Here is a 23,898-nt window from a genome sequence, read left to right as displayed (position 1 = left end):
AAACCTCCCTTTTGCGAGTTTGAAGCAGATCTTAGCTCAGATGGGAATCTTGAAGCTCAACAGACCTTAGAGCAGCGAAAGAAGGAGTTGGAGACCACCTTCGCAGAAGCACAGGAACCACCACCACTGTTACACCCGGAGATGGCTGGGTACTACAGGTTGCAAGTGAGCAAACTACATGAGTCGTTGCAGGATGAAGCCGAGGCGAAACGGCTCGAAGCAACTGAAATCCTGCGATCCTTGATTGACGAGATTATCTTGACGCCTATGAACAACGAGATGCTTATCGATGTGAGAGGCGATCTAGCTGGAATCCTTGGCATTTCCCTCAAAAGCAAAAGACCAGCCACGGGGGCCGGTCAATCGCAATTTGAGTTGGTTGCGGGAGTAGGATTTGAACCTACGACCTTCAGGTTATGAGCCTGACGAGCTACCGGGCTGCTCCATCCCGCGCCAACTGCTGCGGCCTACCGCGTGAGACGCCATCTTAGGCCAAAATCACATCGAAAGAGAGATACGACACAGAGGTTTTACTAGGTTTGGCGGTGACCTACTCTCCCACGCCTTAAGACGCAGTACCATCGGCGCTAAGGCACTTAACGGCCGGGTTCGGGATGGGACCGGGTGTTTTGCTCTCGCTATGACCACCAAACCATGAAAAACCTCTGCGTTGTCGTTTTGCCGAAAGCAAAACACAACGAGCGAGATGTAGCGTATCGAATATGCGCGTTCCCACCCCTTGTCCATTTAAGGAACAACATGTCCAAGTCAAACACAACTGACAGTGTGCGTATGCTTTTGATTATCTTTCGAAGCGCTACCGCTACGCTACTTGAGCGCGGCAACAGAAAATCTCTCTTCTACTGGATCAAATCAAGCCTATCGAGCAATTAGTACCAGTCAACTGAACACATTACTGTGCTTACATCTCTGGCCTATCGACGAGATGGTCTATCTCGGCTCTCAGGGATACCTTGTTTTGAGGGGGGCTTCCCGCTTAGATGCCTTCAGCGGTTATCCTTTCCGATCATAGCTACCCTGCACTGCCGTTGGCACGACAACAGGTCCACCAGTGGATCGTTCACCCCGGTCCTCTCGTACTAGGGGCAACTCCTCTCAAGTATCCTACACCCACGGAAGATAGGGACCGAACTGTCTCACGACGTTCTAAACCCAGCTCACGTACCTCTTTAAACGGCGAACAGCCGTACCCTTGGGACCTGCTCCAGCCCCAGGATGAGATGAGCCGACATCGAGGTGCCAAACACTGCCGTCGATATGGACTCTTGGGCAGTATCAGCCTGTTATCCCCGGCGTACCTTTTATCCGTTGAGCGATGGCCCTTCCACTCGGGACCACCGGATCACTATGGCCGTCTTTCGACTCTGCTCGACTTGTCAGTCTCGCAGTCAGGCTGGCTTCTGCCATTGCACTCAACGAGCGATTTCCGACCGCTCTGAGCCAACCTTCGCGCGCCTCCGTTACGCTTTAGGAGGCGACCGCCCCAGTCAAACTACCCACCACACAGGGTCCCGGATCCGGATAACGGACCGCGGTTAGACATCAAGCAAAGCAAGGGTGGTATCTCAAGGGAGGCTCCACGCAAACTGGCGTTCACGCTTCAAAGCCCACCACCTATCCTGCACATGCTTGGCCTGATGCCAGTGTGAAGTTGTAGTAAAGGTGCACGGGGTCTTTCCGTCTAACCGCGGGAAACCTGCATCTTGACAGGTAATTCAATTTCGCTGAGTCGATGTTGGAGACAGCGGGGAAGTCGTTACGCCATTCGTGCAGGTCGGAACTTACCCGACAAGGAATTTCGCTACCTTAGGACCGTTATAGTTACGGCCGCCGTTTACCTGGGCTTCAATTCAAGGCTCTCACCTCTCCTTTTAACCTTCAGGCACCGGGCAGGCGTCAGACCCTATACGTCGTCTTGCGACTTCGCAGAGCCCTGTGTTTTTAATAAACAGTCGCCACCCCCTGGTTTGTGCCCCCAGCCAATACTTGCGTAGAAACTGGGCCTCCTTCTCGCGAACTTACGGAGGTATTTTGCCGAGTTCCTTCAACATCGTTCTCTCAAGCGCCTTGGTATTCTCTACCAGTCCACCTGTGTCGGTTTAGGGTACGATCTGATGATGGAGCTATTTCCAGGAACTGCTGAGCGGCCCACCCAATCCGATAAGGATGAACAACCTTCGCAATTCGTCACTTCCATCTGGCTCAGGAATATTAACCTGATTCCCATCGACTACGCCTTTCGGCCTCGCCTTAGGGGTCGGCTTACCCTGCTCAGATTAGCTTTAAGCAGGAACCCTTGGACTTTCGGCGACAGTGTCTCTCACACTGTTTGTCGCTACTCATGTCATCATTCTCACTAGTGATCTCTCCACCGGATCGCTCACGCGCCGGCTTCACAGAAAACTCCGCGTCTCCAATATCCCCGAAGGGAATAAGGAGACATGGAATTATGTCACACTACGCTCTGCTACCATGCGATAAACGCATCCTAAGCTTCGGCTCATGGCTTGAGCCCCGTTACATCTTCGCCGCAGGACAACTTATTTAGACCAGTGAGCTGTTACGCTATCTTTAAAGGATGGCTGCTTCTAAGCCAACCTCCTGGTTGTTTTGGTCGTCCCACCTGCTTTCCCACTTAGCCATGAATTAGGGGCCTTAGCTGTAGGTCAGGGTTGTTTCCCTCTCCACGACGGACGTTAGCATTCGCCGTGTGTCTGCCATCTAGTACTCCTCGGTATTCGGAGTTTGGTTAGGATCAGTAAGCCTGTGGGGCCCCATTACCCATCCAGTGCTCTACCCCCGAGGGTATTCGGATGACGCTCTACCTAAATAGATTTCGCAGAGAACCAGCTATCTCCGAGTTTGATTGGCCTTTCACCCCTAGGCACAGCTCATCCCGATCCTTTTCAACGGATGTGGGTTCGGCCCTCCAGTAAGTGTTACCTTACCTTCAGCCTGGCCATGCCTAGATCACTCGGTTTCGGGTCTGATCCCACGAACTCGACGCCCTATTAAGACTCGCTTTCGCTGCGCCTACACCTAACGGCTTAAGCTTGCTCGTGAGACCAAGTCGATGACCCATTATACAAAAGGTACGCCGTCACAAGACTGGAGATCAATTTGGATATGGTTCAGAAATCAAAGGTATACCGCACCGCCAGCGTCTCGCCGCCAGGGTTTGTGTCTTCGATATCCGCGTTGGATTTGTGATCGAATGCAAGTGAGATCCGGCTGTTGTCGGCCAGCGTATAGCCGATGCCGATCAGCGATCTGAATTGCAGGTTGCCACCCAGCGGGCTGCCGCCCGTGCCTTCGTCGTAGTAGCCAGGCATAAAGCTGCCCTCTACGAACCAGGGACCTCCGCCGATGGACCATCTGGCGTGAACGCCCACACCGATGAATATGTCGCCATCATCATCGACTTGGCCGGCTCCGGCGAGCGAATACGATGCCGTCTGGCCCGAAAAAAACGGGTCTGCATGGTATTCGAACACAAGGGCCACAGCCTGCGTATCCGTTTGGTCTAGCACATCGTCGACGCCCAGCCCGATCACATATTCATCGGCAAGGACCGGCGATGTCGCCAGTGCGAAGGTCAGTACGGAAGCGAATGTTTTCATAAGCTTCCAATGACATCCAAATTGAACTCCAGTCAAGCTCCGACTGATTGTAGGCGTTCGGTTTCAGGTACTGTTTCACTCCCCTCGTCGGGGTGCTTTTCACCTTTCCCTCACGGTACTGGTTCGCTATCGGTCAGTAAGGAGTACTTAGCCTTCGAAGGTGGTCCTCCGATCTTCAGACAGGATTTCACGTGTCCCGCCCTACTTAATACGTCCAATCGTGCTTCTTATACGGGACTATCACCCACTATGGTTGCGCATTCCAACGCATTCTAACCACACTCATGGCTCGGCTGGTCCCCGTTCGCTCGCCGCTACTAGGGGAGTATCAATTGATTTCCTTTCCTCCGGGTACTTAGATGTTTCAGTTCCCCGGGTTTGCTCTTATAACCCTATGTATTCAGGTTATAAGTACCTGTTTTACCGCATTATTAATCGACCCCGAGAGGTCAATAATAACACAGTATCAGGTGGGTTCCCCCATTCAGAAATCCATGGATCAAAGCTTATTCTCAGCTCCCCATGGCTTATCGCAGAGTATCACGTCTTTCATCGCCTCTTACTGCCAAGGCATTCACCAAACGCCCTTTTCGCGCTTGATTTGATCCAGAAAAAGAAAGACTTGATCTTTGATGTCCTACCGCGCGGAGCGCTACTTGAGGACGATCAGTCAATCGCGGTGCTGGAAGCTGGTAAGAAACCAACACCCTTATTCTGAACCAAAAGCATACTTTCCCACGTTGCCGTGCGGCAACGCGTGGTTAGTGTACTTGACTTGGACAACTCTGTTCGTTTCAGCTGGGATATTCATAGATCAGCGAGGAAGCACCGAGCCCACGAACCTTCCACCGAAGTGGAACCAACTGAGATCGCCGCCTTACTTGGCAGGATCAAACAGTGTTGATTGTCACTTTAAGATTTCTCTTAAAGTAACTGTATCTCTCTAAACGATGTAAAAGACGATGACCGAAGCCATCTGACGTCCGATTGGACGGCTAAGCACTTGCCAGTGCTTGGCGATCTAATCGGCGGGATATGGTGGAGCCTAGCGGGATCGAACCGCTGACCTCCTGAATGCAAATCAGGCGCTCTCCCAGCTGAGCTAAGGCCCCAGTGCATTTCGCAAAGCGAAATGTGCGTCGCACCGGCAGGCGTTTCCGAAGGAAATGCCGAGAGGTGCCAACCACGTTTTGTTTTCTTTCAGAAAACCAAATTGGTGGTGGGTCGAGGAGGACTTGAACCTCCGACCTCACGCTTATCAGGCGTGCGCTCTAACCACCTGAGCTACCGACCCAGTTGATTTTGCAAAGCAAAATCGACGTAGCCCGGCAGGCGTTTGCAGCGCAAATACCGAGAGGGCCGTAAACGGTCGCCGCTTCCGCAGCAACCTGACTGAAGAGATATGAGGACGGCTCGGTCCGTCTGATTTGACCGGCTTTGATTGCCGATCTTGCTAAGTGTTTCACGAGTGATGCGAACATCGCTTCTAGAAACATCCTTAGAAAGGAGGTGATCCAGCCGCAGGTTCCCCTACGGCTACCTTGTTACGACTTCACCCCAGTCGCTGATCCTACCGTGGCCGCCTGCCCCCCGAAGGTTAGCGCAGCGTCGTCGGGTAGAACCAACTCCCATGGTGTGACGGGCGGTGTGTACAAGGCCCGGGAACGTATTCACCGCGTCATGCTGTTACGCGATTACTAGCGATTCCGACTTCATGGGGTCGAGTTGCAGACCCCAATCCGAACTGAGATGGCTTTTGGGGATTAACCCACTGTCACCACCATTGTAGCACGTGTGTAGCCCAACCCGTAAGGGCCATGAGGACTTGACGTCATCCACACCTTCCTCCCGCTTATCACGGGCAGTTTCTTTAGAGTGCCCAGCCGAACTGCTGGCAACTAAAGATGTGGGTTGCGCTCGTTGCCGGACTTAACCGAACATCTCACGACACGAGCTGACGACAGCCATGCAGCACCTGTCACTGCGCCACCGAAGTGGACGTCCCATCTCTGGGATTAGCACAGGATGTCAAGGGTTGGTAAGGTTCTGCGCGTTGCTTCGAATTAAACCACATGCTCCACCGCTTGTGCGGGCCCCCGTCAATTCCTTTGAGTTTTAATCTTGCGACCGTACTCCCCAGGCGGAATGCTTAATCCGTTAGGTGTGTCACCGAACAGTATACTGCCCGACGACTGGCATTCATCGTTTACGGTGTGGACTACCAGGGTATCTAATCCTGTTTGCTCCCCACACTTTCGCACCTCAGCGTCAGTATCGAGCCAGTGAGCCGCCTTCGCCACTGGTGTTCCTCCGAATATCTACGAATTTCACCTCTACACTCGGAATTCCACTCACCTCTCTCGAACTCAAGACCAGGAGTTTTGGAGGCAGTTCCAGGGTTGAGCCCTGGGATTTCACCCCCAACTTTCTGATCCGCCTACGTGCGCTTTACGCCCAGTAATTCCGAACAACGCTAACCCCCTCCGTATTACCGCGGCTGCTGGCACGGAGTTAGCCGGGGTTTCTTTACCAGGTACTGTCATTATCATCCCTGGCGAAAGAGCTTTACGACCCTAGGGCCTTCATCACTCACGCGGCATGGCTAGATCAGGCTTGCGCCCATTGTCTAAGATTCCCCACTGCTGCCTCCCGTAGGAGTCTGGGCCGTGTCTCAGTCCCAGTGTGGCTGATCGTCCTCTAAAACCAGCTATAGATCGTAGACTTGGTAGGCCATTACCCCACCAACTATCTAATCTAACGCGGGCTAATCCTTCTCCGATAAATCTTTCCCCCGAAGGGCGTATGCGGTATTACTCTCCGTTTCCAGAGGCTATTCCGCAGAGAAGGGCATATTCCCACGCGTTACTCACCCGTCCGCCGCTCACCCGAAGGTGCGCTCGACTTGCATGTGTTAGGCCTGCCGCCAGCGTTCGTTCTGAGCCAGGATCAAACTCTCAAGTTGAAAAGCTCTTACGAGCTTATCCTTGACGTTCGAACCTCTGCACATCACTGGATATGTTTATACCTGCCCGGCCTGGGCAGAACATATCCAATAGTCATCTGTTTGTTGTGCTTCAGGTTTCATAAGAAACCGGAAACCGTCCAAACAGTGAAGCTGACACTCTATCATCGACCGCATGGTCTAAGAGCGCGATATACAGACGTTGATCCATCGAATGAACCAAACCGCCCACATATCTCTTCAGTTATTCATCAATTTCAAAGAGCGTAGAGACAAAATCGACAGTGATGCGCCCTAACTTTCTGGCGCGCCCCGCCTCGTTTACCTCTGAATTTTTGTCTTGCGTCTCGTCTCGGTCCGTTGCGTTTCCGCTCTGTCCCGCTCGTTTGGCGCCCCGTCAGCGCGTCTCAGCGCCGCCGGTGAAGGGGGTTCTACGGTTACTCGCAGAGACCCGCAAGCCCTTTTTTCGCAAAACGTCATTTTTTTTACATCTTTCGTGTTTCTCCTTTGAAAACAGCCGATTGGTTGCGAAAAATTTCCCGAAATCAGGCCATAGGGCAGCAATATTTCGTTCATCAAACCGAAAGGATGTCCGTCCGATCCCTACATATTGCGTTATCCCCAGACCTATCCCCAAGACTCACCGACTCTGCGGAGAAATCAGGCCCGAGTCGTGCCATGAATCACGTGACACGAGACCCGTCAGGCAGATCGCTCGTCAGGATTCGTCCAGATGGTCAAAAAAGAGTCGTCCCGGCCTCACGCCCCGGCGCCCACTCAAGCGGTCTGCTTTTGCCGCCTCTTTGGCAGGCGCAGCGCCAGCAGCCCCAGAACCACAGCAAGGTAAGCCAGCGGTTCCACCGCCCACACCTTGCTCAGCATAACGTAATGCACAGCTCCCAGAATCGCGGCGACATAGGCCAGCTGATGCAGCCGCCGCCAGCTCGGCCCCAGTTTGCGCACCGACCAGCTGTTCGACGTCAGCGCAAGGGGCACGAGCAGAATGAAGGACACCATCCCGATGGTGATGTAGGGCCGCTTGAGAATGTCGGCCCAGATCTGGCTGAGGATGCCCACGTCGAGCACCAGCCAGACCAGCAGATGCAGGGTCACATATGTAAAGGCCAGCAGCCCGAACATGCGGCGAAACTTCAGAAGATTGATGCCGAGATATCGGCGCAGTGGCGTGATGCAGAGCCCGAAGATCAACAGCTGCAACGCGATCTCACCCAGCTCATGCTCCAGCGCCTTGATCGGCTCGCGCCCCAGGCCCCCGGTCTGCGCCAAGTACAAGAGCCACGGCACCGGCAGCAGGTATAGAATATAGAGTGGCCAGGTCGGCACCTTCCGGACAAAGCCATTGATCCGGTCGGCCCAAGTCGATTTCGATGCTATGGTCATCACCGAACGTCCTGCAACCTGATGTGCAAAAACCGGCCCATGTCATTCGCACCCCTCTTCCAGTCGAGCGCCGTCATCATACTCCACGCGCTCGGCGCGTTCACCGCGCTGATGCTCGGCATCGTGCAATTGCTTCTGCCAAAGGGCAGCGAGACGCACCGGATCTGCGGCTATCTCTGGATCACACTGATGGTGCTGGTCGCCCTGTCGAGCTTCTGGATAAATGATATCCGCCATCTTGGTCCTTTCAGCGCCATCCATTTGCTGTCGATCTACACCCTGTTCGGGGTAGCCTCCGGCCTCCGCGACGCCCGACGCGGCAACATTACCGCACACAGAAAAACAATGCGTGAAATCTTCTGGATTGCGCTCATCGGCGCCGGTGCTTTCACGCTTCTACCCGGGCGCGTGATGCATCAGGTGGTCTTCGGTCAGTAGAAACGCGTGAGGTCCATGCCCTCATAAAGGCTCGCCACCTCCTCTTCGTACCCGTTGAACATCAGGGTCGGAATGCGCGGCGAAAAGAGCCCGCCGCCGATCTTACGCTCGGTCGCCTGGGACCAGCGCGGATGATCCACATTCGGATTCACATTGGCATAGAATCCATACTCGCTCGGCTGCAACGCCTGCCAGGTGTTCACCGGCTCTTCATCGGTCAGGGTAATCTTCACGATCGACTTGATGGATTTGAAGCCGTACTTCCAAGGCACCACCAGCCGGATCGGCGCGCCGTTCTGGTTCGGGATCGTGCGCCCGTAGATGCCCGTCGCCATGATCGTCAGCGGATGCAGCGCCTCGTCAAGCCGCAGCCCCTCTACATAAGGCCAGTCGATAAAGCGGCTGGATTGTCCGCGCATCTCCTCAGGACGATAGAGCGTCTCGAAGCGTACGTATTTCGCCTGCGCCTGCACACCGGCCATCGCCAGCAGGTCAGCCAGCTCAAACCCGTTCCACGGGATCACCATCGACCAGGCCTCGACACAGCGGAAGCGGTAGATGCGCTCCTCCACGGTCATCTCGGCCATGATGTCCTTGAAGTCATAGTCTCCGGGTCGGTCCACCAGCCCGTCGATGGTCACGCTCCACGGTTCGGTGGTCAGCGCCGAGGCGTAGGTCGCCGGGTCGCTCTTGCCGGTGCCGAACTCATAGAAGTTGTTGTACTGCGTGATGTCCTCCCAGGCGTTCGGCTCCAGCGCCTCTTCGGCCCGCGCCGCAGTGCCCGCGCCTGCCAGGGCCACACCCGCCGCCGCGCCCGCCATCAGCTGGCGCCGGTTCAGAAACACCGCTTCGGGCGTTGCATCGTCACGTGTCAACGTGTTGGTCCACCGATAGGCCATCGGACCCTCCTGAGGTTCGTCATCACCCGTGATGTAGGAGGTTCCGGCCCGGGCGCCAAACCAAATCGGGTCACGAATGTGACAGGCGCCTGTAACCTTTAAGTGGCCGGTCAGAGCCCCAGCAGGCCGGGCAGCACCGCCATCCGGTCGAAGACCGCATCACAAAGCGGTGTCATGCGCGCGGGGTCGGTCGCGGCCGTATAGCCGAAACAGAGCATGCCCGCCGCCCGCGCCGCTTGCGCGCCGGTCGGACTGTCCTCGATCACCACGGCACGGGATACGGGCACCCCGGCCTGGGCCGCGGCGTGCAGGTAAAGATCGGGCGCGGGTTTCGGGCGCGCCACATCCTGCCGCGAATAGATGCGCCCGGCCAACCGCCGCTTCAGCCCCGTCCGGGTCAGCGTGATCTCCATCTTCTCGTGCCGCCCGTTCGAACCGACGGCGCATGCGATGCCCGCCGCATCGAGCGCATCGAGTACATCGACGATCCCGTCGACCGGTTCGACCTTCGCGGCCAGTTCGGCGTAGATGTCCTGATAGATCAGCTCCACCCAATCGTCGGGAAGATCGGCGCCCATGTTTTGCGCCATTTCCATGATCCCCATCATCGTCCCACCGACAAACAGCTCATCCGCCTGGGCCCGCGACAGATCGAGCCCGTGGCGCGCGAGGTTGTCCCGCATGATCGCGACGCTCAGGACCTCGCTGTCCACCAGCACACCATCGCAGTCGAAAATCACGAGATCGGGCGGAAAGGTCATGAGATGCGCGTATCCTTCTTCTCGGCCTTTCTGTCGTCATTTTGGGGGACTGGTCAATGCTTTGCGCGGCCCGGCTCGCAACCCGACGTGAGCGCATAGAGCAGAGCCCGATCACACGCGGATGACAGGCCCGCCTGACAATTTTGTTATTGGAAATCGTGACCTCGTGCTGCTTAGCGCGGGCGCGTCGTCGGTCAAATGCCATCGGCGGGAATCCCCGGTGATCCAAGCCGCCCGCATCAACGTTTCCCCCTCGATGCCTGAGAGGCATTCACCCTTCAATCAAGGAGATCTACATGTTTCGTCGTACTTTCGTGAGCCTGACCGCCGGCGCAGCACTGCTCGGCACAACTGCCTTCGCGGGAAGCTCGTCCAAAGACATCGTGGACACCGCAGCAAACGCCGGCAGCTTCAGCACGCTCGTGGCTGCAGTCGAAGCCGCCGATCTGGTCGATACGCTGAAGGGCGAAGGTCCCTTCACGGTCTTCGCACCTACCGATGAAGCGTTTGCAGCCCTGCCCGAAGGCACCGTCGAGGCGCTGCTCGAGCCGGAAAACAAGGACCAGCTGATCGCGATCCTCACCTATCATGTCGTACCGGGTAAGGTGATGTCGACCGATCTCAGCGACGGGATGAGCGCTACGACCGTTCAGGGCGGCGATCTGACGGTCGATCTTTCCGATGGCGTGAAGATCAACGAAGCCTCGGTGACCTCTGCGGATGTGGAAGCCTCCAACGGCGTGATCCACGTAATCGACACGGTGATCCTGCCCGACGAGAGCAGCTGATCAAGAAGAACGGCCCGGCAGAGCGATCTGCCGGGCCTTTTCGGTTTCACGATTTGACGTGATCAGTGCACGACCGCATCGTCCGGTTTGGGCCGGTTCGAGGCCGCCACCCGATCTCCGATGATTAGCCCTTCGGCCCCTGCAGTCACGGTCACGCTGTCGCCGTCCTTCACATCGCCCGCCAGCAGCATTTCCGCCAACGGGTCCTGCAAGGCGCGCTGGATCACCCGCTTCAGCGGTCGCGCCCCGAAGACCGGGTCATAGCCCTCATCAGCGAGCCACTTGCGCGCGCCCTCGTCCAGATCGAGGGTGATTTTCCGCCCCGCGAGCCGCTTCAGGAGCCGCGCCATCTGGATCTCGACAATCCCGTCCATGTTCTCGCGGTTCAGCCGGTCGAAAATGATGGTCTCATCGAGACGGTTCAGGAACTCAGGCCGGAAGTGCGCGCGCACCGCATCCATCACGTCGCGCCGCGCTTGGGACGAATCCGCGCCCTCCGGCAACTGGCTCAGCGCCTGAGACCCGAGGTTCGAGGTCAGCACGATCAGCGTCTGTTTGAAGTCCACTGTCCGGCCCTGCCCATCGGTCAGCACCCCGTCATCGAGCACCTGCAGAAGCACGTTGAACACATCCGGGTGCGCCTTTTCGACCTCGTCGAAGAGCACGACCTGATAGGGCCTGCGCCGCACCGCCTCGGTCAGCACCCCGCCCTCGTCATAGCCGACATAGCCCGGAGGCGCGCCGATCAAGCGGGCCACCGCGTGTTTCTCCATAAACTCCGACATGTCGATGCGCACCATCGCGCTGTCGTCGTCAAAGAGGAACTCGGCCACCGCCTTGGTGAGCTCGGTCTTCCCGACACCTGTCGGGCCAAGGAAGAGGAATGAGCCCAGCGGGCGGTTCTCGTCGTTCAGGCCCGCGCGCGCCCGGCGCACGGCGTTGGCCACCGCCTTCACAGCCGTATCCTGGCCGATCACCCGCGCGTGCAGTTGATCTTCCATGCGCAGCAGCTTGTCGCGCTCGCCTTCCAGCATCTTGCCCGCAGGGATCCCCGTCCAGCGTTCGACCACGCTGGCGATCTGATCAGGGCGCACAGCCTCTTCGACCAACACGTCACTGTCGTCGCGACCCTCAGCCGCCTCAAGCTGCTTTTCCAGCTGCGGGATCACGCCGTACGACAGCTCCCCGGCCTTCGCCAGATTGCCCTCGCGCTTGGCGATCTCCAGATCGGCGCGCGCTCGGTCAAGCTGCTCCTTGATGTCCCGCGCGCTCGACAGCTTGTCGCGCTCGGCCTGCCATTGGGCTGTCAGCTCATCGCTGCGTTCCTGCAGGTCGGCAAGGTCCTTCTCCAGCGTCTCCAGCCGGTCCTTGCTCGCCGCATCGTCTTCCAGCCGCAGCGCCTCGGCCTCGATCTGCTTCTGCAGGATCTCGCGATCCAGCGCGTCGAGCTCTTCGGGCTTGCTGTCCACTTCCATACGCAACCGGCTGGCGGCCTCATCCACGAGGTCGATGGCCTTGTCCGGCAGGAAGCGGTCGGTGATATAGCGATGGCTGAGCGTCGCTGCCGCCACCAGCGCGGAGTCCGAAATCCGCACCCCGTGGTGCAGCTCGTACTTCTCCTTGATCCCGCGCAGGATCGAGACGGTATCCTCCACCGTCGGCTCCTGCACCATCACCGGCTGGAACCGCCGCGCAAGCGCCGCGTCCTTCTCCACATACTTGCGATACTCATCGAGCGTGGTGGCGCCCACACAATGCAGCTCACCGCGCGCCAGCGCCGGTTTGATCAGGTTGGCCGCGTCCATCGCGCCATCCGCCTTGCCCGCGCCCACGAGCGTGTGCATCTCGTCGATGAACAGGATGATCTCGCCCGCGGCCTCGGTTACTTCGGTCAGCACCGCCTTGAGCCGCTCTTCGAATTCGCCGCGATACTTCGCACCGGCAATCAGCGCCCCCATATCGAGCGCCAGAAGCTTCTTGTTCTTCAGGCTCTCGGGCACATCGCCGTTCACGATGCGCAAGGCAAGGCCCTCGGCAATCGCCGTCTTACCGACACCCGGTTCCCCGATCAAGACGGGGTTGTTCTTGGTCCGGCGGCTCAGCACCTGCATGGCGCGGCGGATCTCTTCGTCGCGGCCGATAATGGGGTCGATCTTGCCCGCCTCGGCGCGCTCCGTCAGGTCCATCGCGTATTTCTTCAGCGCGTCATAGCCTTCCTCGGCATTCGCCGTATCCGCCGTGCGGCCCTTGCGAATGTCGTTGATCGCGCCATTCAGACCCTGTGCTGTGACACCCCCGGCATCCAGCGCCTCCTTCGCCGCCGATTTGACCATGCAGAGCGCCATTAGGATGCGCTCTACGGGCACAAAACTGTCGCCCGCCTTCTTGGCCAGCGCCTCGGCCTCGGCCAGCACCTTCTGCGTTGCATTGTCGAGGTAGATCTGCGCGGCGTCTCCGCTCACTTTCGGCACCTTCGACAGCGCCAGTTCGACACTTTCAAGCACCCGCGCCGGCTGGCCACCAGACGCAGAAATCAGGTTGCTCGCCAGCCCCTGGTCATCGTCCATCAGTGCTTTGAGAATATGTTCGGGTGCCAGTCTCTGGTGGCTCTCCCGGGTCGCGATGGTTTGGGCTGCCTGAATGAACCCGCGCGACCGCTCCGTGAACTTGCTCAAGTCCATGGTCGTCTCCTTTTTGCTAAGCGTCCTCGTCTTGCTGCGCCCGGCTCAGCGGCACGTCAGCGGTCAGGACCTTGCCCTGTTATCTGGGGCGCCAACGCTTGTGCTTCAAGACCGGTGGCGCCCCAAAATCAACCCTAGGTGTATGTGAGCCGGCGCGCCGTGATCTGAACCAATCGAAAGCGGCATGGGAAAGCGGCAGGGGCTTTCCCCGTTAACCATCCATCTCCAGTGCCTATCTCAAGCTCAGACAGCGGCAATGGATCGGTTTTGCCCCGTGTTCTGCCGGTTTTGTCGATATGTAACCAGTTGGCTTGGTTCGCCAGTTCCTGCCGCTCCGCCTGATCTCACAAAACCACTTGTCAGACGGGGCGGCCGGCGTCGGACATGCGAAGGCTGCAGGCCCAGATCACCCCCCAGGTGCCGCCTTGCAGCCGCATGTTCGAGGTCGTGATTTATCTCGGGCCCGGCGTGCCGCCGCGCGGTATCGTCCGGGCCGCTCTTTTGTCACCCTCAGCAGTGGACAGCCGCGGCGCAACCGCATAGGACAGCACCAGGCGAAGCGGAGCAGCGCATGGCGGACGACAGGTTGATCGTGGCACTTGACGTACCGAACGCACTTGCAGGCGCGGAACTCGCGCAAAAGCTCGGCGATGCCGTGAGTTTCTACAAGATCGGGCTCGGTATGCTCTCCGGCGGCGGGCTGGCGCTGGCGAACGAGCTCAAGCAAGACCACGGCAAGCGCATCTTCCTCGATATGAAGCTCTTCGACATCGGCGCCACCATCGAGGCGGCAGTGCGCGGTTTGGCGCAATTCGATCTCGATTTCCTGACCGTTCACGGCGATCCGCATGTGGTGACCGCAGCGAAGGCGGGTGCGGGCGGGTCGGAGATGAAGATCCTTGCGGTGACAGTGCTCACGTCGCTCGATCGTGCCGACCTCGACGCCTGCCAGATCCGGGCGGGCGATCTGGCTGAGTTGGTCACCGCGCGGGCCGCGCGGGCCTTCGAGGCTGGTGCCGACGGTGTGATCACCTCCCCGCGCGAAGCCGCCCTGATCCGTGCGCTGCCCGAGGCGGATGGCCGCCTCATCGTGACCCCCGGCGTGCGCCCGGCCGGCGCCGATCTGGGTGACCAGAAGCGAGTCGCCACACCCGCAAATGCCATCGCAGACGGCGCTGATCATATCGTCGTTGGGCGTCCGGTGTGGCAATCGCCTAATCCTAAGGCAGCTGCCGAAGCCATTTTGGCCGAGCTCAACAGCCCGCAGGCACAGCAGCCAAACCACTGATCTGTGGTCAGATTTCCGGGTTACCCACAGGCCCGTGCGCGGAGAAGCGCCGCAAGAGACTGTGGCTATCGAACAACAGACCACAGGATGTGGGTCAATCCGACCATTCGCGGTTAGGCCGATTCGCCTTTAGGTGGTAAGTTGAGCCTAGGTGATACTCCCCAACGAACCGCGTCTTCCTGAGGTTCGTTACCTCCCCCCGCTCAGATCAGCGGGGGGTTTTTCGATCAGGGCATCTCTTCCAGACACAGCCGCAGCCGGTCGCGGAGATGCGCAATGACTTTCGGGTGGGCGAGAAACAGCGCCAGCCTGACCGCCGCCCAGCCTTGCCCCTCATCCCCAAACGAGATCTCGCGCAGCGTGCGCTTGTCAATCTTGGCGGCGAACAACCAGTAGCCACGGCCACCGCGTTCGAACCGCCGCCCCCAGATGACGGCAGTGCGCGGCAGGCGCAAACCAAGCTCCTCGCGGGTTTCCCGCAAGGCACATTCGACCGGGTCCTCGAAATTCTCGCGCCCGCCGCCGGGCAAGTCCCAACACCCCGCATGATCGATGTCCGGCGTCGCATCGCGCAGCAGCGTTACCACATGACGATCCGTCAGAAGCGCCAGCTTGGTGCCGTGGAAGGGCATGTTCATTTCCGGAGCGCTCGCATAATATCGGGACATGCCGCACTGATAGCAGAAGCCTGCGAGAATGCCCGCCCTTTGCCGCGATTGTCTCACTGAATTCGACGCCGGTCGGCGCTGCCCCGCCTGCGCCAGCCCGCGCGTCGTGGCACATGGCGAACTCTTCTCGCTCTCCATCGCGCATATGGATTGCGACGCCTTCTACGCCTCTGTCGAGAAGCGAGACAACCCCAGCCTTGAAGGCAAACCGGTGATCATCGGCGGCGGGCGGCGGGGTGTGGTCTCGACCGCCTGCTATGTCGCGCGCATCCGCGGGGTGCGCTCGGCCATGCCGATGTTTCAGGCACTGAAACTGTGCCCTGAAGCGGTGATCATCAAACCCCGCATGCAGGCCTACGTGGAGGCTTCGCGTGCGATCCGTGCGATGATGGAGGAGCTCACGCCCGACATCGAACCGCTCTCGCTGGACGAGGCCTTTATGGACCTCTCGGGCACCGCCCGCCTGCACAGGCACCCACCCGCGACCATGCTCGCCCGGCTCGTCAAACGCATGCGGGAGGAGTTGGGGCTGACCGGGTCGATCGGCCTCAGCCACAACAAGTTCCTGGCCAAGGTCGCCTCCGATCTGGAGAAACCGCATGGCTTCTCGGTGATCGGCGCGGCCGAAACCGCAGCCTTCCTGCACGACAAGCCTGTGCGGCTGATCTGGGGCGTCGGTGCCTCCTCGCAGGCCGCGCTCGACAAGGCGGGCATCCGAACCTTCGCGGACCTTCTGCGCTGGGATCGGACTGACCTCATCGCCCGCTTCGGTAGCATGGGGGACCGGCTCTGGCATCTGGCCCGTGGGCAAGACCGCCGCCGCGTCTCGGCCAACGCCCCCGTAAAGTCGATCTCGAACGAGACCACCTTCCATGAAGACACTGGCGATGCAGACCTGCTCGATGGTCACCTCTGGCGCATGGTCGAGAAAGTCGCGGACCGCGCCAAGGCCAAGGATCTTGCGGGCCGGGTCGTGACACTGAAGCTGAAACGCGCCGATCACTCGCTGCTGTCCCGCAGGATCAGCCTGCGGGACCCGACTCAGATGGCCGACACCATCTATCGCACTGCGCGCGGACTGTTCGACCAGGTGGGTGGCGAAGGCCCTTACCGCCTGCTTGGCTGCGGCCTGTCGGATCTGGTGAGCGCCGAGGGCGCGGACCGCTCAGGCGACTTGCTCGACCCGCAGGCGGCACAACGCGGCAAGGCCGAACGCGCAGCGGATGAGATTCGCGCCCGGTTCGGGCATGACGCGATCCTGAAAGGACGCGCCCTGCGCTGATCGATTGTCAGGTCTTCGGGCCCTAGCGAAGCGAACATCTCGCAGCCCACACTGCGGAGCGCGAGATCGGCAGCCGCTACTCCGCCGCCAGCGGCATCCGCTCCTGCCCGATCTGGGCGATCTCGGCGATGACACCTTTGAGGGTCCGCTGCACCTCAGCAAAACGGGACGACCGCCGGATCCGGCCCTCGTCCATATAGATCGCGCGGTCGATCTCGACCTGGATCGCATGTTGCCCGCGGCTCGGGCGCCCGTAGGCCTGGGCCACATAGGCGCCCGCGAAGGGCGCATTACGCGTAACCACGAAGCCCGCGGCCGCAAACGCCGCCTCCACCCGGTCGACGATATCGCCGCCCGCGGCCGCTCCGAACCGATCGCCAAGAACGATCTCGGGGCGTTTTGCCCCCGACCGCGCAATGCCCTGCACCGCCTCATGCGGCATCGAATGGCAATCAATCAGGACCGCCTGCCCATGATGACGCAGCGCCTCATCCAGCAGCCCCTGAAGCGTATCGTGATAGGGGTGCCAGTATTGATCCAGCCGCCGCTTGGCCTCCAGCATGCTGATCTTGCCGCTGTATATGGCCCGGCCATTCGCGACCACACGGGGAATCACCCCCAGGCCGGACGCGACGCGCGGGTTGTGCCCGCGTCGACGAACCCCTTCGATCAGCGCCGGATCGAGCTCATCCGAGCTGCGGTTCAGGTCCACGAAGGCACGGGGCGCGCCCGCCTTAAGAAAGGTCGCACCGAACTGCGGCGCACAGTCGAACAGCTGATCGACGAAGGCGTCCTCGGAGGACCGGATCGCAAGCTCATCCAGCACGCTCGCGCGCAGCATCGACCAAGGATAGTTCCGCCCGCTGTGCGGCGAGGCGAAAACCACACAGGAGTTCGGTTTTTCCGGATAGCTGACTTCGAATGCGGGTTGTGACATACCTCTTCCTTCAGCGCCGACCATAGCGCAGAAAATGCGAAAACCAAAAGCCCTTGATCTTATCTTCGACTCCTTTTAAAGACCCGCTACCGGCGCGTTCTTCGCGCCCCATTTCGTTTTGGGGCCCGGGCAATTGTGCAGGCATCAAGGGTGATTAGCTCAGCGGTAGAGCACTTCGTTGACATCGAAGGGGTCACTGGTTCGATCCCAGTATCGCCCACCACGTCATTCATCGGTCCGGCTTGCCGGGCTGCCCGCAACCCCGGCGCTGGTCTGCGCGCCGACTGAGAAGACAAAGGAGAGGACCATGAAGGTTCGCAACTCGCTCCGCTCGCTCAAGAATCGGCACCGAGACTGCCGGATCGTGCGTCGCAAGGGCCGCGTCTATGTGATCAACAAGACACAGCGCCGGTTCAAAGCCCGCCAAGGCTGATCTCGGCCATATCGTGTCAGTAAGCCGCTCCTTTCGGGGCGGTTTTTTCTTGCCTGAATGGCGTCGGGCAGGCCATCACAGAGACCGATTGCACAAATCCGTGATCGCGCCGACTCATGCTGATTTCTGTCGTAAAGTTGGTGGAAACTATCAGCTGCTATATCGCGTTGAGTTGAGAGTAACCTAGGACCAGAGACCCATGTTAACGAGAAGACATTTCATCCAGACCACGACGGCGCTGTTTTCTGCGGCGATTCCAGCATCCCTCATTGCGACACCGGCCGACGCGGCCCGCAGCAAATGGGACATCTGGGATGCGCGCGTCACCCCCGCCAATTACGACCCGGCGACATCGAACCCCTGGGGGCTGCATCCGCGCTTCCTGCCAACGCGCGTCGAAGCGAACGCCAGCCTGCGGCCCGGCGATATCCATGTGGATGCCGTTGCGCGTTACCTCTACCATGTGGACACCAACGGCACCGCCATGCGGTACGGTGTGGCCATTGCCCGTGGCAATCTCTACGAACCCGGTGTCTACACCATCCGGCGCAAGGCCAAATGGCCGAAGTGGACCCCGACCGCAGCGATGATCAAGCGAGAGCCCCATCTTTATGAGGAATTCGCCGACGGCGTGCCTGGCGGGCCGACCAATCCGCTTGGGTCACGCGCGCTCTATCTGTTCGAAGGCAACCGCGACACCTACCTGCGCATCCACGGCACCCCCAGCCCCCGGTCGATCGGCGGTCGGGCAAGCTCGGGCTGTGTGCGTATGGTGATGGCCCATATCAACGGGCTCTATGAAAACGTCTCAACGGGCGTCACGGCACATCTCTACCCCGCTGAGACCTACGTCACGGCCCGCAGCTAAAGCCATTTGCCTTGAAGTTGGTTCACCTATTGCAGCCTGATTTCGATGAAATCAACGCAATAGGTGACCAATCCTGTTTCTGGTGAGAAGGGAACGCTCCCAGACCGGGTGTCAGGCCCCGGTCGCGGTTGTGTCCGACTGGGGCCGGGTGCAGATCGGCTGTCCAGCCGCATTGCGCAAGGGCAGAAGCGTCGTTTCCACCGGGCCGACGTGACGATACCAGTAGCAGCCGTCTTCAGGCAGGATTCGAACCGAGGTGAGGTCCTGGTTGGGCGCGGCCATGGCCACGACCTCCTCTGGCAGATTGCGGATCGGTGTGCCACCGGCGCCCGTGCCGGTCTCCGCACATGCGCCGAGCAGAACAGTCAGGGCCAATGGCCAAATCATCTGAAATTTCATCTTCACGTCCATCAAGAGCTTGTCGATTGCTGTCCCACTCCCAAGCGGGGTGTCAACGTTCAATCTAGGCCCATCGGATGTGAAAGAGGTTAATGGCGGCGGTTTTGCAACGCATTGGCTGCCGACACCAAATGCCGGGACCGGAGAGGCTCAACAGGCGAAGGTCGTGAAACCTGCAGTCCGGTCCCGGCGAAAGCACCGGCGTGCCAGGCGCCGGTGCTTATCTCATCAGGCGGTACGGCGCCGGCGGCGCCCGACAGTGGCCCCGCCCAGCAAAGCCGAGCCCAGCAGCACCACGCCCGCAGGCAGCGGCACCGGTGCAACCGTCGGCTCGCCAAAGATGAAGTCGTCCATTGCCACGACGCCCGCCCCGCTGGTGGCTTCGTCGAAAGGAATGAAACCCGCCTGCACAGTCGCGCCGACGATCACCGGCGCATCAAAAAGAATACCGAGGAAGGACAGCCCGCCGGGCCCGCTCGCCTCGGCATTGAAGGACAGTTTGGGCGCGTCCGAACCGATGTCCTGACCCGACAGGAACAGGTTCACAATCGCATCGGTGGTCGGTGCCCCGGTCTCATCATATGTCTCGCTGACATTGGTAAAGATGATGCCCAACCCTCGGGTCGCGGCCGGGGTTTTCTGATCGGCGGGATCAAAGAAGAGGACGTCAAAGATCGTGCCACCCGTCGGCGCAAACAACCGCTCGGGGCTGAACACACCCAGTTCGTCTTCAAAGCCGAAGCGCACCGGCTCGCCCGAGGCTTCCGTGCTGCTCAACTGAAAGCCGTCTGCAATCAATTCTTGCGGGCCCGCATTGGGGTTTTCGCTGGGACGAAACTCGATCCCACGGGCGCGCGGTGCGGCTCCGAAGTTGAAAAAATCGCCGGGGAAAGGGTTCGGATCGGAGATCGCATCCGGCGCGGCATCCCAGTTTATCTGCCTGCGGCCACCGTCGAAATTCTCCGGCTCGTTGGGGTTCAGAGCGCCCAGGGCGTCGCGAAACGCATCAACCTCGGCCTGGATGCTGGCCGCGTCCGCGCCCGAGGCGCTAAAGACGACCGGGGCTGACGGAGCAAGCGACGGAAACAGCACAAGCGCTGCAACCGCAGCGATCAATCGGGGCGAACTCATATTACATCCTGAAGAAAATTTATTGAAAATGCTTTGTAAGGCGGGGCGATCTTCACAACCCGCCCAAGCGGGTAGGAACGCAAACCGCGGAACGGTCGGAAACCAACACGAGCGATCAGGCCGCTGCCCGGTCGCATCCTCCAAAAACCACACACCGGAGGCACATAAGACGATCCCGCCATGTCCAGGCTCCTACCCGCTGGGACAAGCCACCACAGTGTTGCTTGCACAGGGACTACAGCCGAGCGCGGCAGATTATTCTCGGCATCCGAGAAATTCCTTTAATTTTTTGAAAAACGGCGGTCGACGATGTCAGACCTGCGTCGCAGCCGCCTCGGCAATCGTGCTCAGATCGGTCCGGTCCTGATCTCCCACGACAACGAAATTCGCGCCTGCGCCACCCCAGGAGACCATACCAAACGCACCGATGGTCTGCGCGGCGAAGCCCTCGCGCGGAGCTTCCGTTGCAATCAGACAGAGCGCGACAACCCTCTGATCGGCGTCAAGATACATCAGCTGCGCGACGGGTTTGCCCGCGGCCACGAGCAGCCGGGCCCCCTGAAACTCCAGCCCTTGCGCCGAGAGATCGGGGACCGCAACATTGGTGCCCACGGTATTTGTCAGCCAGGTCTGGATATGCTCGCGCTCGGAGGCAGGGACCTCCACAAGATGGCGCGTCTGTGTCGCATAAACCGCGTGATAATCAGCGATGTCCTGCAACCAGCCCGGCGCTGCGGCAAGCGTGCTGTCCTGCGATTGGCCCGCCCAGTATCCGCCAATACCGCCGATCATCAGCGCAATCAGGGCTGCAATCGTAGCGCCCCAGGGTGGAGACCGCCGCGGCGCACCTGTCGCATTCGCCACATGATCGTCCGGCGCCTCCTGGATCGCCTTGGCCAAGTCGAACGGGACCGGCTCGCGCAGCATGGTGTCGAACTCTTCGAGCGCCAGCCGGTCCGCCTCGCGGATCGCTTCGAACTCCGCCAGAAGCGCCGGATCGCCTTCAAGTTCCTTTTCGATCTCGCGCGCCTCCGCTTCGGAGAGCTCGCCATCCAGAAAGGCACTGAGCCGTTCGTGATCTTGCATCACTGCACACCTCCCCCGGTCTCGGCGATCTTCTTCGCAAGGGTCTTCCGCGCACGATAGACCCGGCTCATCACGGTCCCGACCGGAATATCCAGAAGCTCCGCTGCCTCCGCATAACTATAGCCCTCGACGGAGACGACGAGAAGAATCGTGGACAGATCGGCGGGCAGAGCCTCGATCTTGCTCTGCAACTGCACTGCCGCGACGCGCGCTTCGCCGGTTTCCGTTGTGACCAGCTCCACGCTCTCCTCCGCAGGCACGTGCCCATCGCCCAGGCGTACCTGCCGCTTGCGCACCTCGTTGATCCACAGGTTGCGTGTGATGCGGAAAAGCCAACGGTCGAGCGGTTGCGCAGGGTCCCACTGATGCGCGCGCGAGAGGGCGCGCAGACACGCGTCCTGCACAAGGTCGTCCGCCTCGGGGACCGAGCGCGTCAGCGTCCGGGCGAACCGCCGCAGACGCGGCAAGGTCGCGATCATTTCCCGCTTCAGGTCCGTCAAACCGCCCCCTGTGTTCCGGAGTGCCACCGTCTCGGGGGAGATAATGAAGCGCAAATCCGCCCGCCGCAACTGGCTTGCCCGATCTTGAGCTTGGATGGAACGGCTCCGCCGGTCAGGTGGCGTCCCGATAGGTTTGCGGTCAGGCGTCGTATCGATGGTTCGCCAACACGCTGATAAATCGAGAAGACTTCGCGCGCAGGCAGTCACCGGGCTGCCTGCTTGTCGCCGCCCGATTTCGCGGCGCGCGAGAAATCAATTGTCTGACATTTGATTCTGTGTCAGCTTTTCCCGGGGGACGCTGCGATCCGACTGCGTCCAACAGGGAGGAAAACAGATGAATTTGAGACCAGACCCAACGTTTTATCCAACGCCGCAAATGGCTATGCAGGCGCCGGTCGAGACCTTGGCCTTCACGCTGATGCTGAGTCCCGATGGCTCGCAACCCGATGGGCTTGCCGTGGTCGATGTGGACCCGAAGTCCGACACCTACGGCCAGATCGTGCACAGCCTTTTCATGCCGAACAAAGGAGACGAGTTTCACCACTTCGGCTGGAACGCCTGTTCCTCCGCGCTCTCGCCGCTCACCGGCCACGCTTTCCTGGAGCGCCGCTATCTGATTATCCCCGGCATCCGCTCCAGCCGCATCTATGTAATCGACGTGAAGGAGCCGCTAAAGGCCAAGATCCACAAGATTATCGAACCCGAAGAGCTGATGGCCAAGACCGGCTATTCGCGCCCGCATACGATCCACTGCGGCCCCGAGGGCATCTATGTCTCGACGCTTGGCGGTGGCGGCGCGGACGGCACCGACGGCCCTCCGGGTATCTTCATCATGGACTGCGAAACCTTCGAGATTCTCGGACGTTACGAGATGGACCGGGGCGAACAGGACAAGCATTACGACTTCTGGTGGAACCTGCCACGCGACTACATGGTCAGCTCCGAATGGGGGCTGCCGCCGCAGTTCGAAAACGGGATCGTGCCGGAGGATCTGCTCAGCAAAAAATACGGGCACAAGATCCATTTCTGGAACCTGCGCCAGCGCAAGAACGTCCAGACCATCGACCTTGGTGCGAACCATCAGATGGCGCTGGAGATCCGCCCGGCCCACGACCCGGCGAAGGACTACGGGTTCGTGGGGGTTGTCGTGGATACCACCAACCTGCAAGGTGCGATCTTCACCTGGTGGCAGAAGGACGACGGCACGTTCGAAGCCAAGAAAACCATCACCATCGATCCGCAGCCAGCGGATGCCGACGATCTGCCGGAGCTGTTGAAAGGCTTTGGCGCGGTGCCGCCGCTGGTGACCGATATCGACCTGAGCCTCGATGATCGCTTCCTCTATGTGGCCTGCTGGGGGCAGGGCGAGATGCACCAGTATGACGTCTCCGACCCGATGAACCCGAAACTCGCGGGCAAGGTCGAGATCGGCGGCATTGTGAAGAAGACGCCGCATCCCAACGGCAAGGACTTCGGTTATGGTCCGCAGATGGTCGAGATCAGCCGGGACGGCAAGCGCGTCTACTGGACCAACTCGCTCTATTCCACATGGGACGATCAGTTCTATCCGGGTGACCGGGGGGCGGCGATGGTCTGTGCGGACGTGGGCGAGAATGGCGGGCTGACCCTGAACGAAAACTTCTGGGTCGAGTTTCCCGACGGCTATCGCAGCCACCAGATCAGGCTCGAGGGCGGCGACTGCTCTACCGACAGTTTCTGCTACCCCTCCGTCTGA

The 23,898-nt window shown here is 59.7% G+C and carries 17 protein-coding genes, 4 tRNA genes and 3 rRNA genes; 8 read left to right on the top strand and 16 right to left on the bottom strand.

From position 1 onward, the window contains the following. Positions 1-376: 376 nt before the first annotated feature. The 7 genes from MUB52_RS02810 to msrQ form a co-directional block, all read right to left on the bottom strand. Positions 377-453, bottom strand: a tRNA-Met gene (locus tag MUB52_RS02810). 84 nt (positions 454-537) lie between these two features. Next, positions 538-652 (bottom strand): 5S ribosomal RNA (rrf, locus tag MUB52_RS02805). 217 nt (positions 653-869) lie between these two features. Next, positions 870-4,243, bottom strand: a 23S ribosomal RNA gene (locus MUB52_RS02800). A 434-nt stretch (positions 4,244-4,677) separates the two neighbouring features. Then, positions 4,678-4,753 (bottom strand) — tRNA-Ala (locus MUB52_RS02795). 105 nt (positions 4,754-4,858) lie between these two features. Further along, a tRNA-Ile gene (locus MUB52_RS02790) sits at positions 4,859-4,935 on the bottom strand. 208 nt (positions 4,936-5,143) lie between these two features. After that, positions 5,144-6,603: ribosomal RNA gene (locus tag MUB52_RS02785) — 16S ribosomal RNA — on the bottom strand. Together the 16S, 23S and 5S rRNA genes with 3 tRNA genes alongside form the textbook arrangement of a ribosomal RNA operon. 777 nt (positions 6,604-7,380) lie before the next feature. Continuing rightward, the gene (gene msrQ, locus MUB52_RS02780) at positions 7,381-8,004 is read right to left on the bottom strand and encodes a protein-methionine-sulfoxide reductase heme-binding subunit MsrQ (RefSeq protein WP_263842655.1); all 624 of its coding nucleotides are present in this window, start codon (positions 8,002-8,004) and stop codon (positions 7,381-7,383) included. A gap of 39 nt (positions 8,005-8,043) precedes the next feature. On the opposite strand from msrQ, the gene MUB52_RS02775 reads away from it, so the two are divergent. Further along, positions 8,044-8,442: a DUF2306 domain-containing protein gene (locus tag MUB52_RS02775; RefSeq protein WP_263842654.1), complete on the top strand. Its 399-nt coding sequence runs from the start codon at positions 8,044-8,046 to the stop codon at positions 8,440-8,442. Here the strand turns inward: MUB52_RS02775 and msrP are convergent. Then, complete coding sequence (gene msrP / locus MUB52_RS02770; protein ID WP_263842653.1) at positions 8,436-9,341, bottom strand: protein-methionine-sulfoxide reductase catalytic subunit MsrP; 906 nt, start codon at positions 9,339-9,341, stop codon at positions 8,436-8,438. The genes MUB52_RS02775 and msrP overlap by 7 nt on opposite strands. A 110-nt stretch (positions 9,342-9,451) precedes the next feature. Further along, entirely contained in the window at positions 9,452-10,102 is a 651-nt protein-coding gene (locus tag MUB52_RS02765) for an HAD family hydrolase (RefSeq protein ID WP_263842652.1), read from the bottom strand. Positions 10,103-10,398: 296 nt separating this feature from the next. On the opposite strand from MUB52_RS02765, the gene MUB52_RS02760 reads away from it, so the two are divergent. Next, a complete protein-coding gene (locus tag MUB52_RS02760) occupies positions 10,399-10,890 on the top strand; it encodes a fasciclin domain-containing protein (protein ID WP_263842651.1) in 492 nt (163 codons plus the stop codon). 62 nt (positions 10,891-10,952) lie between these two features. Here the strand turns inward: MUB52_RS02760 and clpB are convergent, their stop codons facing one another. Continuing rightward, positions 10,953-13,571, bottom strand: a complete 2,619-nt coding sequence (clpB, locus tag MUB52_RS02755) for an ATP-dependent chaperone ClpB (protein ID WP_263842650.1) — start codon at positions 13,569-13,571, stop codon at positions 10,953-10,955. Positions 13,572-14,142: 571 nt separating this feature from the next. Here clpB and pyrF point away from each other — a divergent pair. Then, positions 14,143-14,859, top strand: a complete 717-nt coding sequence (pyrF, locus tag MUB52_RS02750) for an orotidine-5'-phosphate decarboxylase (protein ID WP_263842649.1) — start codon at positions 14,143-14,145, stop codon at positions 14,857-14,859. A 227-nt stretch (positions 14,860-15,086) separates the two neighbouring features. Here the strand turns inward: pyrF and MUB52_RS02745 are convergent, their stop codons facing one another. After that, positions 15,087-15,527 (bottom strand): NUDIX hydrolase, encoded by a 441-nt coding sequence (locus MUB52_RS02745; protein ID WP_263842648.1) that lies wholly within the window; start codon positions 15,525-15,527, stop codon positions 15,087-15,089. A gap of 28 nt (positions 15,528-15,555) precedes the next feature. Here MUB52_RS02745 and MUB52_RS02740 point away from each other — a divergent pair, with 28 nt between their 5' ends. Next, positions 15,556-16,809, top strand: coding sequence for a DNA polymerase IV (locus MUB52_RS02740; RefSeq protein WP_263842647.1), 1,254 nt, complete (start codon positions 15,556-15,558; stop codon positions 16,807-16,809). A 76-nt stretch (positions 16,810-16,885) separates the two neighbouring features. On the opposite strand, the gene MUB52_RS02735 is transcribed toward MUB52_RS02740, so the two are convergent. Continuing rightward, positions 16,886-17,746 (bottom strand): N-formylglutamate amidohydrolase, encoded by an 861-nt coding sequence (locus MUB52_RS02735; RefSeq protein ID WP_263842646.1) that lies wholly within the window; start codon positions 17,744-17,746, stop codon positions 16,886-16,888. Positions 17,747-17,894: 148 nt separating this feature from the next. On the opposite strand from MUB52_RS02735, the gene MUB52_RS02730 reads away from it, so the two are divergent. The 3 genes from MUB52_RS02730 (at position 17,895) to MUB52_RS02720 (ending at position 19,047) form a co-directional block, all read left to right on the top strand. Beyond that, a tRNA-Val gene (locus tag MUB52_RS02730) sits at positions 17,895-17,969 on the top strand. An 84-nt stretch (positions 17,970-18,053) separates the two neighbouring features. Then, complete coding sequence (gene ykgO / locus MUB52_RS02725; protein ID WP_039685556.1) at positions 18,054-18,179, top strand: type B 50S ribosomal protein L36; 126 nt, start codon at positions 18,054-18,056, stop codon at positions 18,177-18,179. A gap of 199 nt (positions 18,180-18,378) precedes the next feature. Then, positions 18,379-19,047 (top strand): L,D-transpeptidase, encoded by a 669-nt coding sequence (locus MUB52_RS02720; RefSeq protein WP_263842645.1) that lies wholly within the window; start codon positions 18,379-18,381, stop codon positions 19,045-19,047. 111 nt (positions 19,048-19,158) lie between these two features. On the opposite strand, the gene MUB52_RS02715 is transcribed toward MUB52_RS02720, so the two are convergent. From MUB52_RS02715 to MUB52_RS02700, 4 genes are all read right to left on the bottom strand, one after another. After that, a complete protein-coding gene (locus tag MUB52_RS02715; RefSeq protein ID WP_263842644.1) occupies positions 19,159-19,446 on the bottom strand; it encodes a hypothetical protein in 288 nt (95 codons plus the stop codon). 228 nt (positions 19,447-19,674) lie between these two features. Next, positions 19,675-20,577 (bottom strand): VPLPA-CTERM sorting domain-containing protein, encoded by a 903-nt coding sequence (locus MUB52_RS02710; RefSeq protein ID WP_263842643.1) that lies wholly within the window; start codon positions 20,575-20,577, stop codon positions 19,675-19,677. 312 nt (positions 20,578-20,889) lie between these two features. Next, a complete protein-coding gene (locus MUB52_RS02705; RefSeq protein ID WP_263842642.1) occupies positions 20,890-21,663 on the bottom strand; it encodes an anti-sigma factor family protein in 774 nt (257 codons plus the stop codon). Then, a complete protein-coding gene (locus tag MUB52_RS02700) occupies positions 21,663-22,163 on the bottom strand; it encodes an RNA polymerase sigma factor (protein ID WP_263842641.1) in 501 nt (166 codons plus the stop codon). Before MUB52_RS02700 ends, MUB52_RS02705 begins: the two co-directional genes overlap by 1 nt. A gap of 334 nt (positions 22,164-22,497) precedes the next feature. Between MUB52_RS02700 and MUB52_RS02695 the strand changes: the two genes are divergently transcribed. Next, entirely contained in the window at positions 22,498-23,898 is a 1,401-nt protein-coding gene (locus tag MUB52_RS02695; RefSeq protein WP_263842640.1) for a selenium-binding family protein, read from the top strand.

This window comes from Roseobacter sinensis (genome assembly GCF_025755255.1).
GTDB classification, from domain to species: Bacteria; Pseudomonadota; Alphaproteobacteria; order Rhodobacterales; family Rhodobacteraceae; genus Roseobacter; species Roseobacter sinensis.
This window is presented reverse-complemented; position numbering and strand designations above follow the sequence as displayed.

Excerpts from the sequence above, each read along its gene's own strand:
- msrQ (WP_263842655.1), bottom strand. The coding sequence starts at position 8,004 with ATGACCATAGCATCGAAATCGACTTGGGCCGACCGGATCAATGGCTTT.
- MUB52_RS02775 (WP_263842654.1), top strand. The coding sequence starts at position 8,044 with ATGTCATTCGCACCCCTCTTCCAGTCGAGCGCCGTCATCATACTCCAC.
- msrP (WP_263842653.1), bottom strand. The coding sequence starts at position 9,341 with ATGGCCTATCGGTGGACCAACACGTTGACACGTGACGATGCAACGCCC.
- MUB52_RS02765 (WP_263842652.1), bottom strand. The coding sequence starts at position 10,102 with ATGACCTTTCCGCCCGATCTCGTGATTTTCGACTGCGATGGTGTGCTG.
- MUB52_RS02760 (WP_263842651.1), top strand. The coding sequence starts at position 10,399 with ATGTTTCGTCGTACTTTCGTGAGCCTGACCGCCGGCGCAGCACTGCTC.
- clpB (WP_263842650.1), bottom strand. The coding sequence starts at position 13,571 with ATGGACTTGAGCAAGTTCACGGAGCGGTCGCGCGGGTTCATTCAGGCA.
- pyrF (WP_263842649.1), top strand. The coding sequence starts at position 14,143 with ATGGCGGACGACAGGTTGATCGTGGCACTTGACGTACCGAACGCACTT.
- MUB52_RS02745 (WP_263842648.1), bottom strand. The coding sequence starts at position 15,527 with ATGTCCCGATATTATGCGAGCGCTCCGGAAATGAACATGCCCTTCCAC.
- MUB52_RS02740 (WP_263842647.1), top strand. The coding sequence starts at position 15,556 with ATGCCCGCCCTTTGCCGCGATTGTCTCACTGAATTCGACGCCGGTCGG.
- MUB52_RS02735 (WP_263842646.1), bottom strand. The coding sequence starts at position 17,746 with ATGTCACAACCCGCATTCGAAGTCAGCTATCCGGAAAAACCGAACTCC.
- ykgO (WP_039685556.1), top strand. The coding sequence starts at position 18,054 with ATGAAGGTTCGCAACTCGCTCCGCTCGCTCAAGAATCGGCACCGAGAC.
- MUB52_RS02720 (WP_263842645.1), top strand. The coding sequence starts at position 18,379 with ATGTTAACGAGAAGACATTTCATCCAGACCACGACGGCGCTGTTTTCT.
- MUB52_RS02715 (WP_263842644.1), bottom strand. The coding sequence starts at position 19,446 with ATGAAATTTCAGATGATTTGGCCATTGGCCCTGACTGTTCTGCTCGGC.
- MUB52_RS02710 (WP_263842643.1), bottom strand. The coding sequence starts at position 20,577 with ATGAGTTCGCCCCGATTGATCGCTGCGGTTGCAGCGCTTGTGCTGTTT.
- MUB52_RS02705 (WP_263842642.1), bottom strand. The coding sequence starts at position 21,663 with ATGCAAGATCACGAACGGCTCAGTGCCTTTCTGGATGGCGAGCTCTCC.
- MUB52_RS02695 (WP_263842640.1), top strand. The coding sequence starts at position 22,498 with ATGAATTTGAGACCAGACCCAACGTTTTATCCAACGCCGCAAATGGCT.